The sequence below is a fragment of the Brevundimonas sp. NPDC055812 genome (assembly GCF_053616535.1).
In genome coordinates this window covers 167,416-179,800 of sequence record NZ_JBSHDX010000007.1, presented here as the reverse complement: position 1 = coordinate 179,800, position 12,385 = coordinate 167,416, and the positions used below count along the sequence as shown (strand labels likewise).

Here is a 12,385-nt window from a genome sequence, read left to right as displayed (position 1 = left end):
CTCCCTCAGGACTGTTGCCGGAACAGCTGCTGTAGGCCGTCCGAGGTGCGGTTGGCCATGTTGGAGGTGAGTTGGCAGTTGAACATGAACTCGTGCGCGCGGACGGTCATCATGACCATCTCGCCCGGCGTCATGCCGCCGGCCTTGCCCTCGGCGGCCTGGGCCAGGGCGGCCAGGTCCGAGGCCTGACCGTTCACCTGCTCCAGGGCGCCCATCATGGTCTTCATGACGCCATTGGGCTCGGTCGGGGCGGCCGGAGCCGACAGGGGCGTGACGTGCAGCAGGTTCTGGAACTGCACCGCCTGACTGAGGGTGGCGTTGTAGCCGACGTCGATCTGCTGCGTCTGGAGTTGCAGCATCTCGGGCGGCATGGCCGCTGCGGCGGCTGAAGCTTCGAAGGACATGAGCCCCTCCTGTTGAAATGAAGGGCTCAGTTCTTGCGAGCCATGGTCTCCAGCGCCTTGCCGACGGAGTCGGTCGAGGTGGAGGAGGAGTTGGCCATGAAGTTCATGCGCATCGACTCGGCGGTCAGCATGGCCATGGTCGAGGGCTTGTCCTCGCCGCCCGGTCCGATCTGTTCGGACAGTTCGACGATGCGGCCGGCCTGGGCGTCCAGGGTCTGACCCCACGAATGGGCCATGGCCTCGAACCAGGAGCCGGGGCGCGCCTTGTCGCGCTCGCTGTTCAGGCCGGGCGAGACGGCCAGCATTCCGAGGCCGTTCAGACTTTGGGATGACATGGGAATTCTCCTTTTGGGCTGGGGTCAGAAGTTGAGTTCGGAACGGGAGCCGTTGCGCTCGACCAGGACGCGGGTGTCCTCGATCGAGACGATGCGGTGGCCGGTCGGCAGGACGGCGCCGGGGAAGTAGCGGGCGCCGTCGGCGGTGGTGACGTGGCCGCGCTCGCCGCCGATTACCGACACCACCCGCTTCCCGCCGCCCTGTTGAATGTCCTCGAAGCGGCCGCCCTCGTCGGCGCCCGGCAGCAGGCTGACGTCGATGCGACGCAGGCCCTTGACCTCGCCCATGGCCAGTCGCTCCAGACGGGCGGCTTCGTCAGGGTCGCTGCCGGTGACGTCCAGGCGCACCATGCCCGCGCCGACCGAGCGCGCGGCCGCCCTCACCCCGTTGGCGAGGTAGAGCTCCTCGACCTGGCGGGCGATGCCGTCGTGAGTCTGAAGCTCCAGGCGGGGGCGCCATTCGCGGGCCGCCAGGACGCGCTGCAGGCGCACGCGTTCGGCGTCCGAGGTCAGCATTCCCTCGATGCGCAGGTCGCCGGCCTCGGTCTTGATGACGACCAGCTTGTCGAAGCCTTCCTCCGACAGGACGGCCTGAACCTTGGCGGGCTTGGGCTGCGACTTGGGCCAGGCGGGGATGCCCGAACTGATGGCGAAAAGGGCCGAGATGGTGACCACGGCGATCAGCAGCACCGGAACGAACTTGGCCGAGCGCGACACCAGGGCGTTGGTGTTGTTCAGTAGATACTGCCAGTTGCGGCCGTCGTCGGCCGGTGCCGCGTCCTCATCGCCGTCATCGTCCGGCAAGGGGCGGGCGGCGGCCAGGATGCGCTCGGCCTCGCTCCAGCGCGGGCTTTCGGCCTCGCCGATGGCGACGGCGTTGTCGCCGATCAGCAGCGGCAGATAGAGGGGCAGGATGGCCTGGGCCGGGGCGGTCAGCTCATGCCCCAGCAAGGTCACGGCGCCGGAGGTCAGGTCCAGGTCGGCGGCGTCCGCCCGCGCCTTCAGCGTCAGCCGCACTCCCTCGGCGCTGGCGTCGCGCAGTACGATGTCGGCGTCCAGGTCATGGCCCACGGCGATGACGCGGCCCCGCTCCAGAGGCGCCGAGGCGCCGCGCACGCGCCCGGCCAGGACGCGAAGGACCAGGCTTTCGATCTCGGGGGCGGCGACGGCGTCGGCGGGCATGGCGGATCAGTCCTTGGCCGGTTCATAGGGGGTGAAGCCGGGCGGCGGCGCTTCGCGCACGGCGACGGCGGGCGTAGCGGCCGGGGCGGGCAGGGGGTCGTTCGGCGCCGAACCCTGGTTGAAGCCCATGCGCGATCCGCCCTTGGGCAGGGCCGGGGCGGCGGGCAGGGGCTGGGTTTCGGGCGAGCCGGGCATTGCGCCGAAGTCGAGACGCGGCGCAGGCGCTTCCTCGCCGATGGAGGCCAGGCGCGGCGTGATCAGGAACAGGCGCTCGATCCGGCCCGTCGAACGCTCCGAGCGACGGAACAGCAGGCCCACAGCCGGGATGTCGCCCAGCACCGGCACCTTGGTCACAGCGTTGACGTCCTGCTGCACCACCATGCCGCCCAGCAGCAGGCTTTGGCCTTCCAGGATCATGGCCTGGGTGTTCAGGGCCGCACGTTGCACGACCGGGATGTCGTCGACATCGGCGTCGGTCAGGGAGCCGTCCTCGATCTGGATCTGCATCCGGATGCGGGTCTGGTTCTGGTCGCGCAGGACGTGGGGCGTGACCTTCAGCGTGGTCCCGGCGGTGACGTTGTAGAGATCGACGTCCCGTTCGCCTTCCAGGCCGACGTAGAAGCTGCGGGTGTTCTCGAACAGGGCCTGGACGTTCGACAGGGTGACGATCTGCGGCCGCGAGACGATGCGGGCGACGCCTTCATCCTCCATCGCCGTGATGCGCGAGACGAAGTAGTCCCCGTTGCCGATGATGGTCGAGATGGCCAGGCCGTTGTTGCGCGGGGTGATGTCCTGGCCGCGACGCAGGCGGTCGTCGTTGCGTGTGCCGTCGCCGAACAGCACTCCGCCGCGCCCGTCGTCGAAGCGCCAGCTGATGCCCAGTTGACGGGCGCGAGTGGTGTCGATGTCGATGATGGTGGCCTGGATTTCGAGAAGCTGCGGCTCCTTGTCCAGGGCGGCGATCAGCGCCTCATAGGCGCCCATGCGGTCGGCCGTGTCGCGCACGATGACGGCGTTCAGGCGCGTGTCGGCCTGGATGCGTGCGTGCTGGACCGGCGCGCCGCCCGCCATCTGCTCATCCGCCAGCGCCAGACCGAGCGTGTCCGGCGTGGAGGTGAAGCCGCCATCGACATAGCTGGCGTCCATCAGGCCGTTCTGCGCCGCGCCCTGCGACGCCAGGCCCTGACCGCGCAGGCCCCCGACGCGCGGCGAGCGTCGCGTCTCGATGCGGCGGGCGACGGCGCCGTTCGGGTCGTTGCTGACCATGGCGCGCAGGATGGAGGCGACGCCTGGAATGGTGACTTCGCTCTGGGCCGTCTCAAAGGTCACGTCCTCGGCCCAGGCATAGCGCAGGGTGAAGACGCGATACTCATAGGTCGGTTGGGCGGCTTCGGCGCGGGCGCCGGGGCCGGCCCGGGCGATCTCGTCGATCTGCTGGATGAAGCGGCGGGTGCCGTTGGCGATCAGCATCTGCCCGGCGGGCTGAAGGGTGTTGCGGCTGTCCAGCAGGCCCATTTCCTGCGCCGTGGCGCGCACGCGGCGCAGCATTTGCGGCGAGGCGGGGATCGACTGACTGGTCAGTTCGGAGGTCTGATAAATGTAGACCGCCCCGCCGTCGTAATAGGCCACTAGGTCGAAGGCGTCCGCCACCTGGCTGAAGATGGTCGAGGCCGGGCCGCTGAAGGCGCCGTTCACCGTCCCTCGCAGGTTGGGGCTGATGATCACCGGCACGCCCAGCTGGCCGAAGAAGCTTTGCAGGAACTGACCCACCGGCTGTTCGCGCGGGGCGATCTGCAGGGTCTGGTTGCTGATCGGCGGGTCGCCCGCCGCAGCGGGCGCGGACAGGCCGAGCAGCGTGGCCAGGGAAGCCATGGCCAGGAGGGCGGTCTTGAAGCTCTTGCGGGCGGTCGGCGTCTTGATCGTCATGCAGGGTCCGTCGTTTCAGGCCGCAGCGGCCGTGGAGGCGGGGGGAGCGGAGGGGGCGGGAACAGCCGCCGGCGTCGCCGCGTCGAGGTCGGGCAGGGTGACCCGGCCGACGATCTCGAGCTTCAGACTGGGCAGCAACTCGTGGAAGGACAGGGCGGGGGTGTCGAACAGCTCGGGCTCGACCAGCTTGCGGATGTGACGGCGCAGGTCGATGGCGGCCAGCACGGCGTCGGCGTTCGTGTCGCGCACCGTCTTCTGAACGGCCTCGATGATCTGGCGGGCCATGTCCGGCTCCAGCGCCAGCTGCTGACCGGCGCCGCCGACGCGGATGGATTCGCGCAGGTGCTTCTCCAGCGCGGGCTCCAGCACGGCGGCCTTCAGCACCCCGTCGGGGGCGTAGCGGTGGCTGATCTGGCGACGCAGGGCCACGCGGGCGAACTCGGTCAGGGCCAGCGGATCCTTCTCGCGCTGACCGGCGTCGGCCAGGGATTCCAGGATGTCGCGCAGGTTGCGCAGCGGCACCTCTTCCTCGGCCAGGCGACGCATGATCTCGGCGATGCGGGCCAGGGGCAGGGCGCGCGCGACCTCCTTGACCACCTCGGGATAGCTCTCGCCGGCGCGGTTCAGCAGGATCGAGGCCTCCTGAATGCCGATGAACATCCCCGCGTTGCGGCGCAGCAGGCCGCGCACGCCGGCCAGAGTCGCATCCAGCGCATCTTCGGCCAGGCCGGGATCGCCCGCGCCCAGAGGCGCCTCGAACGCCATTAGCCGCCAGCGGTCGGCCGCCTCGGCCGGGCCGTAGCGCACGGTCACGCGCGGGAGGGCCACGCCCAGCGACGCCTCGAACTCGTCCAGCAGGGTCTCCAGGGCGGCGGTCAGGCGCTCCGGATCGGTCGCGCGCAGGGCGCGGCCGTCGATCTCCAGCAGCAGAGGCGTCATGGCGGCGCCTTCTGTCGGGCGTGTCTGGGTCGAGGCGATGGGACCGTCGGCTTCGGCGGCGGCGCGGCCGGTCAGGGCCTTGACCCTGCGCCCGGCCGACTTGCGCCAACGCGGCTCGATCATGACCGAGGCGGTCATGGCGACCGCGCCCAGCAGCAGGAAGACCACGGTCGGAAAGCCCGGCACTAGGGCCAACAGCCAGCACATCCCGCCCGCGACCAGGAAGACCTTGGGCTGGGCCGACAACTGGCGGTGCATCGAGGCGCCCAGGTGGGCGTCGGTCTCGGAATCGCCGCCGCGCGTCACCAGCAGGCCCGCCGACATGGCCGCCAGCAGGGCCGGGATCTGCATCACCATGCCGTCGCCGATGGTCAGGATGGAGTATTTCTGGACCGCCGCGCCGAAATCCATGCCGTTCTGCAGCATGCCCACGGCCAGACCGCCCAGCAGGTTGATCACCACGATGATGATCCCGGCGATGGCGTCGCCCTTCACGAACTTCATCGCGCCGTCGAGATTGCCGTTCAGCTTGCTCTCCATCTCGAGCAGGCGGCGACGGCGCTTGGCCTCGTCCTTGTCGATCAGGCCCGAGCGCAGATCGGAATCGATCGACAGCTGCTTGCCCGGCATCGCGTCCAGGCTGAAGCGGGCGGCGACCTCGGCCACCCGTTCGGCGCCCTTGGCGATGACGATGAACTGCACGACGGTGATGATCAGGAAGACCACCAGGCCGACGACCAGATTACCGCCCGCCACCATGTTGCCGAAGGTGTTGATGATCGCCCCGGCGTGGCCTTCCAGCAGGATCATCCGCGTCGTCGCGATCGACAGCGCCAGCCGGAACAGGGTCGTGATCAGCAGCAGGCTGGGGAAGACCGAGATGTCGACGATCGAGGCGATGTAGATCGACACCAGCAGCATCACCACGCCCGCGCTGATGTTGATCGCCACCAGGGCGTCGATCGCCAGCGACGGCAGGGGCATGATCATCATGGCGATGATCGCCGCCACCCCCGCCACCAGAAACAGGTCCGAGTAGCGACCGACGCCTCCGCCGTTATGGCGCAGGCCCAGCAGTTTCAGCGGGCTGGCGAAGGACATGGACGCGCCTTGTGGCTGCCGGCGGATCAGGCCGAACGGGAGATCGGTGAGAATTATCGGAAGGAGGAGCGGCGGGCGGTGAGGAGCTGGTCGTAGCGAGCCATGACCTTGCGGACGTAGTCCTGGGTCTCGCGGTAGGGCGGGATGTTGCGGCCGTAACGCTGCACGGCGCCTTCGCCGGCGTTGTAGGCGGCCAGCACCAGGCGCAGGTCGTTGCCGAACAGGCCCTGCAACGTCTTCAGGTAGCGCGAGGCGGCGCGAATGTTGGTTTCCGGTTCGTGCAGCCGCATCTCGTCGGCGACGCCGAAGCGACGGCCGGTGGCGGGCATCACCTGCATCAGGCCGCGAGCGCCGACGGGCGAGCGGGCGTTCGGGTCGTCAGCGGATTCCACGCTGATGATCGCCTGCAGGAGGGCCGGGTCGATGTCGTGTTCGCGCGCCGCCGCTGTGATCAGATCGCCGTGCGGAGTCCTGTTGCGATGCGGTCCCGCGCCGGTCGTGACACTTTCCGACCTGTAAAAAGCAACGGTTTCTGAGGAACCGATCACCTCGGTCGGCGACTCATTGTCGTAGATCAGCAGTTGCTGCGCCGCCTGAACCGCTCGCGGGGCGTGTGCAGAACAAGGCGTTGGTCCGACCGCTCCGCTTCCCAGCGCCAGGGAAAACTGGCTGACGGAAGCGGCTGAAGCGACCAGTTGCGGCGAGGTGACGCTACAGTCTTCCGCAATTGCGGAATGATTCCATGCAGTAATAACAAGTATTACTGTGCCGGTTACCGAGCAAAATTGTCTCACTTCGTATTTCGCCCGAAGCTATGTGAATTTCGATCTTGTGTGACAGCGATATTATTGCTCATGAATGTTGTCAACGAGATCGGTAATGAAAATTTTTGCCAGTAGGGTTAACCCTAGCTTGCTTTTTTTCTGAAGCGGTCAGGGTTCGGATAAAGTGTAAGCTTGACCATAAGCTTTGCCGTTTCTGTATTCGGCAAAGCTTGTTTTTGATGTTTTTCATCCCTGTTCGATGAAGCGGAGCGCGCGTGGCGGAGAAGAACGACGGCGGCGACAAGACAGAGCGGCCGACACCGAAACGGCTTCAGGACGCGCGCAAGAAGGGCGACGTCGCCAAGAGCAAGGACATCGGCTCCACCGCCGTGCTGCTGGCCTGGCTGCTGGTCGGCCTGATGCTGGCGGGGGCGGTGTTCGCGAATTTCGCCGCCCTGTTCGACGATGTATTCCGCGTGATGGACCAGCCGTTCGGCGACGCCTTCGAACAGGTCGCCTGGTCGGCGGCGCGGCGGTTCGTCTATCTGACGGCGCTGTTGCTGCTGCCGGTGGCCCTGTTCGCGTCGCTGATGGAGTTCCTGCAGACCGGGCCGGTCTTCACCCTCGAGAAGATGACGCCCAAGCTGGATCATCTGAACCCCGGCGAGGGGCTGAAGCGGATGTTCAACACCGACAACCTGTTCGAGGTGGCGAAGTCGCTGGTGAAGACGGCCTTGCTGCTGGGGCTGGCGGGGCTGATCCTATTCGGCCAGTTCGATCGCATCCTGCGCCTGCCGGCGGCGCAGCCGGGCGAGGTGCTGGGTGCGTTCGGCGCGGCGGGCTTTCACCTGCTGGGCTGGACCCTGGTGGTGTTCGTCTTTGTCGCCATCCTGGATTCGGCCTACCAGCGCTTCAGCTTCATGAAACGGCTGCGGATGAGCCGACGCGATATCCGCCAGGAGGCGAAGGACATGGAGGGGGATCCCACGGTCAAGGCGCGCCGCCGCGAACTGGCTCAGGAGTGGGCTCAATCCAGCGCCGTCGGGTCCGTGCGCGGCGCGGCGGCCCTGGTGGTCAATCCGACCCATATAGCCGTGTCCCTGGCCTATGATCCCGGCGAGCACGTCGTGCCCGTGGTGGCGGGCAAGGGCGACGGCCTGATCGCCCGCGCCATGCGCGGCATGGCCGAGCGCGAAGGGGTGCCGATCATCCGCAACGTTCCCCTGGCCCGCGCCCTGCACGAACAGGTGCCGGTCGAGGCCGTGGTGCCCGAGGACATGTTCGCCGCCGTCGCCGAGGTGATCCTGACGGCGCGCCGCTTGCGCGATGAAGCAGCGCGCGGCGAGACGCTCGACCCCGTCGATCTGACCGACGAGCTCGAAGGTCAGGGCGCAGATCCGGGCGAGGGCGCTGCGGTTGAAGCCGCTCCTGTCCGCAACGGTCCTCTCTTTCCCGCCATGCCCGACGACGGCGTGGCTTCCTCTCCGGAGACGCAATGACGCCGTTCGCCTTGTTGATGGACTTTCTGACCGTCCTGGTCGCGCTCGCCCTGGTGCTGGGGTTGGCCTTCTTCTCGATCCGCATGTTGAAGAAGGTCCAGAGCGGGGCGCCCAGCGGCGATGAGATACGCTTCATCCGTTCCCTGCCGTTGGGTGCGCGCGAGCGGGCGACCGTGGTGGTCTGGCGCGACGAGGTGCTGTTGCTGGGCGTCACGGCGGGCGGGATCACCGTTCTGGACCGTCGCGCCCGCACGGCCGAAGAGATCGCCGAGGATGCCGCCCGCGCCGAGGCCGCGAGCGTCCAGACAGCGGCGGTCGCCGCCCGCGTCCCGCCGCGTCTGCGTCGTTGGCTAGGGAAGTCCCTAGCTGGGGAACGGCCTGACTACCGAGGATAAGGGGCGGGTGGTTTCGTGAGGTCGTCGGGTTTCCGGGCGAGGCGCCTGGCCGGCGAACCGGAAACGCACACCATTCGGAGGAAAGATCATGTTCGGCATCGGCGGCGGCGGCTTCAATATCGGCAGCCTCATCAGCCAGGCGGCCCTGGCGGTCGCGACGGGCGGCACCTCGGCTCTGGTTCAGGCGGCTCTGACCCAGGTCGTGTCGTCCATCGGCCAGCAGGTCCTGCAACAGGTCGGTCAGGCTCTGGGCCTTCCGCAGTCGGTGATCGATCTGTCGATCGGCGCTTTCGCAGCAGCGACGGGCAACACGGGAGGCGCCTTCCAGAGCATCGGCGAATCCGCGGCGGGCCTGGCGCAGGCCACGGGCGGCGGCGCCTTCGAAGCCGGCGGCATCGAGCGTCAGATGAACGACATCGTTCAGGATCTGGTCGACAAGACCCTGGAGAAGGCCCGCACCGGCGGCCGCGATGAAGAAGGCAACGCCGTCCCCGGCGGCCTGAACGGCAAGAGCTTCATGCTGCGCCTGGCGCTGGCGCTGGGCAGCGTCCTGGACGCCAAGATGGAGCGCATGGCCGAGATCGGCGAGAAGATCGACGCCGAAAGCCAGAAGAAGAAGCCGAAGATGGGCAGCCTGTCTGCCGAAATGACGGCCGTCGGCAAGGAGTTGGATTTCGTGTCCCAAGCGCTGAACAACGCCCTGAAGTCGATCGGCGAATCCGCTTCGACCCTGGCTCGCAAGCAGGGATAAAGCCGGAAAGGCTGATTTGTGGAACGGCGGGCGAAACCTTCGCCCGCCGTTGTGCTTTTGAGGAATGAGCGTTTTTCAAAGTGATGGAGAGGCGGAGATGAGCGGCAAGCAGGTGTTTCTGGCGGGAGCGGTCGCAGCGGTTCTGCTCTGCGCGTCCCAGACTCAGGCTCAGGACTACGCCTTCCAGGGCTTCGCGACGGCGGACGCGATGAACCAGATGCACGCCGCCATGCGCGACAACATGATGGAGTCGTCCTCTCAGGCGCGTGCTCCCGCGCGAGGCGGAGTGGCGGCTGGAGCGGCGGCATCGGGCCGTCGCGCCGCCGCCTCCGCCCGCACCACATATCAGTCGTCGCCGGCCATCACGCAGCGCGTCAAACGCCAATTCGCGGACTTTGTCCGCTCGACAGGCGGCGACGGGGCGGGAATCGCGGCGGCGATGGATCAGCAGGACTTCTTCGCCCGCTGGGGACAGCACGTTTCACAATACGGCTTGCGTCGCGGTGATGTGGCGGACGCCATGACGGCCTACTGGATGCTGAACTGGCAGATCGCCAACGATGTGAGATCCGTCAGCAGGGCTCAGGTTCAGAGCGTTCAGTCGCAAGTTCGCGCCATGATGGGCGACAATCGTTCCTTTACAGGCCTGAATGACGCGCAGAAGCAGGAGATGGCGGAGGTACTCATCCTCAACTTCATCGCTCAGAGCGTCGCCTATGAAGACGCCATGCGGGACAATGACGCGACGATGCAGCGTCGCCTGCAGAACGCGGCGACGACACGGTTCCAGAATGAGATGAACGTCGATCTGCGCCAATTGCGACTGACGGGAAACGGGTTTGTAGCCGCTTCTTGAAAGGGGCAGGGCGGGAGCCCGGAGGCCAAACCCTCGTCTGAGAATATGCGGAGCGGTCTCTCTCCGGACCTTATGGTCTATGGGGCGGCTGGATTGGCGACCGTAGCCCTCGCCGTTGCGGCGATTGGCGCGGCCTTGCTTCGGCGACGGTAGGGTGAGGCGGGGACGCCCGGAGGACGGGCCCGGCGCTCACTCGGGAGATCCGGTCCTGCGGTAGAAGCCGTCGATATCGGATCCCATGCCGCAGAAACGGGCTGCGGCTCCGCCATCCTGAACGAACGCGCCCTCCGGCCCCATGCGGACTTGAATAACCGGTGCGTCCGCCCCGATGTCGGCGGCGGTGATCACGTTCAGTTCGCCCTCGAACGGAACCACGCGCGCAGCGATGACGTCCTCTCGGTTCTGCAGCCCGACCGCCTGAAGTTCACAGTCGGCGGCGGTCGCGGGGCCATTCGGCACGCCTCCGGCCCGGAAGGCGACGCGCCAGCCGGCGCTCTCGCGATTCAGGGTCATGGTCGCGTCCGCCGGTTCGTCGCGCTTGAACAAGGCGTCGTCGTCGGCGCCGGAGGCCGGCGCTGTATCCGTCATGACTCGAGGCGCGGCTTGCGAAGCTTCAACTACAGGCTTCTCGTTGGGAGCGCTGTCGGGGGACGGGCTGCAGGCCGTCAAACCGAGGAGAGCGATGGCGGCGGCGGCGGCGGCGGACAGGAAGTGCATGAAATCCTCGCAAAATCGACGCGTTAGGCAAGGAAGCATATCCAGAAATGAGCAACGGACAATATGCGGCGTGGTGCTCCGGTGCTCGATGCGCGTCGTAAGCCCCAGCGCTGGGTTGAGGCTTCCAGGCGACGTGAAGCAGAGCTGTCAGCGCTCCTGAATCGTCAGGCCCCAACTCGCTGAATTCCATAGAACTGCAGGTTCCTGGTTCATTGGAAACCAAGCGGCAAGGATTCTGGCTAACGGTCTTGCTCGGCCAGAAGTCGTCGCCGCTGTTTTTCGGAGAGAGACATGGCTGCCCGCACCTCCAGCGTTCCTAGTCCTAGGACGGGTATGTTCAAGGTGCGTTTTACATCGCCAGTGTTCGACAGGAGCCACGGATTGGATCGTGCCAAGCGGCGCAAAACCCATACTAAGCCTCGCTTGCGTGAGAACGACCTTAGCCGTTGCAGACGACAAAATCGGTCACAGCCCTCAGGACTTCGGGCGGAGAGCACGATACAACGTGCTACGGGAAACGCCCAAGGTAGCTGCGATCTCGGCCATCGTCTGATCGGGATGCTGCATCAGATGCCGCGCTTGAGTCAGTTGTCTCGGTGAAAGGGCAGGGGGAGCCCGCCCATCCGGCCTCGGGCGCGGGCAGCGGCTAAACCGGCCATTGTGCGTTCCCGGGTCAGATCGCGCTCCATTTCAGCTAGAGCCGCCATCATATGGAAGAAGAACCTTCCAGCGGGCGTGGTCGTGTCGATGCTATCAGTCAGGCTTCGAAACTCGATGCTTTCCTAGTTCAGCTTGGCGACGAGCTGACGCACCGTGCATCCAAGGCGATCAAGCTTCCACACAACCAGAGTGTCGCCTGAACGGAGGTGAGACAGAGCGGCGGCCAACCCAGGACGGTCCAGTCTGCTGCCGCCCAGCTTGTCAGAGAATATGCGGTCGCAGCCGGCCGCACTTAACGCGTCCGCCTGGAGCTCCAAATTCTGCTCATCAGTCGAGACTCTCGCGTAACCCAAGAGTATTTGCGTCAAAACCCGTTAGTGTGACGTCCGTTGAGACGCTGATTTCGCAACAGGTTACTGCAACACGACCGGCATAGAAATCCTGCCAGAGTGATCTGTACCGACTGTCATGTATCAGAAACAGTCATTTATGACGCAGCTGATTAGGTCTGTTTCTGACTCAAAGCAGTGCTTCGGAAGGTCCGCTTTCTGCATCATGCGGGTGTCCGCTGGAGCAACCCCTCAGCATACGCGCGACCGTGCGGGTGAAATTGTTTGGCCCTGACCGAGCCGCTACCGATAACGGGATGTCGCTCCTTCGGGCTGTTGGCGGTTTCTCTAGTCTCGCAGGGCATCAGCCTGTCTCTGTAGCGCCCTAGCAATCCGTTCAGCTTGGCGCTGGTGCTGGAAGGGCGTTGTGCGGGCCTCGCCCAAGGTCACGCACCAACCCTCGCCTGACGCGACGACCCGGTATTGGCGGGGCAATGCGGGATGCATCGGACGCCCCTCGATGTAAC

Annotated in this window: 11 protein-coding genes and 2 pseudogenes; 4 read left to right on the top strand and 9 right to left on the bottom strand. The window is 66.3% G+C overall.

Annotation, left to right across the window (positions count from 1 at the left end):
- Positions 1-5: 5 nt before the first annotated feature.
- Genes ACWGL1_RS13220 through ACWGL1_RS13195 form a run of 6 tightly spaced genes read right to left on the bottom strand, consistent with a single transcriptional unit; the run spans position 6 to position 6,435 of the window.
- Positions 6-404 (bottom strand): hypothetical protein, encoded by a 399-nt coding sequence (locus ACWGL1_RS13220; protein ID WP_291775209.1) that lies wholly within the window; start codon positions 402-404, stop codon positions 6-8.
- 26 nt (positions 405-430) lie between these two features.
- Complete coding sequence (locus ACWGL1_RS13215) at positions 431-739, bottom strand: hypothetical protein (protein WP_112999251.1); 309 nt, start codon at positions 737-739, stop codon at positions 431-433.
- Positions 740-763: 24 nt separating this feature from the next.
- Positions 764-1,921, bottom strand: coding sequence for a SctD/MshK family protein (locus ACWGL1_RS13210; protein ID WP_452112238.1), 1,158 nt, complete (start codon positions 1,919-1,921; stop codon positions 764-766).
- Positions 1,922-1,927: 6 nt separating this feature from the next.
- A complete protein-coding gene (gene sctC, locus ACWGL1_RS13205; protein WP_452112237.1) occupies positions 1,928-3,847 on the bottom strand; it encodes a type III secretion system outer membrane ring subunit SctC in 1,920 nt (639 codons plus the stop codon).
- A 15-nt stretch (positions 3,848-3,862) separates the two neighbouring features.
- Positions 3,863-5,887, bottom strand: a complete 2,025-nt coding sequence (locus tag ACWGL1_RS13200) for an FHIPEP family type III secretion protein (protein WP_452112236.1) — start codon at positions 5,885-5,887, stop codon at positions 3,863-3,865.
- A gap of 53 nt (positions 5,888-5,940) precedes the next feature.
- Complete coding sequence (locus ACWGL1_RS13195) at positions 5,941-6,435, bottom strand: lytic transglycosylase domain-containing protein (RefSeq protein WP_338574994.1); 495 nt, start codon at positions 6,433-6,435, stop codon at positions 5,941-5,943.
- A gap of 491 nt (positions 6,436-6,926) precedes the next feature.
- Here ACWGL1_RS13195 and ACWGL1_RS13190 point away from each other — a divergent pair, with 491 nt between their 5' ends.
- From ACWGL1_RS13190 to ACWGL1_RS13175, 4 genes are all read left to right on the top strand, one after another.
- Entirely contained in the window at positions 6,927-8,150 is a 1,224-nt protein-coding gene (locus tag ACWGL1_RS13190; protein WP_338574991.1) for an EscU/YscU/HrcU family type III secretion system export apparatus switch protein, read from the top strand.
- Entirely contained in the window at positions 8,147-8,545 is a 399-nt protein-coding gene (locus tag ACWGL1_RS13185; protein WP_338574989.1) for a flagellar biosynthetic protein FliO, read from the top strand. Before ACWGL1_RS13190 ends, ACWGL1_RS13185 begins: the two co-directional genes overlap by 4 nt.
- A gap of 88 nt (positions 8,546-8,633) precedes the next feature.
- Positions 8,634-9,296 (top strand): hypothetical protein, encoded by a 663-nt coding sequence (locus ACWGL1_RS13180; RefSeq protein ID WP_087140545.1) that lies wholly within the window; start codon positions 8,634-8,636, stop codon positions 9,294-9,296.
- Between the two features lie 97 nt (positions 9,297-9,393).
- Entirely contained in the window at positions 9,394-10,152 is a 759-nt protein-coding gene (locus ACWGL1_RS13175) for a DUF6683 family protein (RefSeq protein WP_452112235.1), read from the top strand.
- 189 nt (positions 10,153-10,341) lie between these two features.
- Here the strand turns inward: ACWGL1_RS13175 and ACWGL1_RS13170 are convergent, their stop codons facing one another.
- The 3 genes and pseudogenes from ACWGL1_RS13170 to ACWGL1_RS13160 form a co-directional block, all read right to left on the bottom strand.
- Complete coding sequence (locus ACWGL1_RS13170; RefSeq protein ID WP_452112234.1) at positions 10,342-10,740, bottom strand: hypothetical protein; 399 nt, start codon at positions 10,738-10,740, stop codon at positions 10,342-10,344.
- A 603-nt stretch (positions 10,741-11,343) separates the two neighbouring features.
- Positions 11,344-11,469, bottom strand: a pseudogene (locus ACWGL1_RS13165) (helix-turn-helix domain-containing protein); the annotation flags it as partial.
- Positions 11,454-11,882, bottom strand: a pseudogene (locus tag ACWGL1_RS13160) (recombinase family protein). The pseudogenes ACWGL1_RS13160 and ACWGL1_RS13165, both read right to left, overlap by 16 nt.
- Positions 11,883-12,385: the final 503 nt, after the last annotated feature.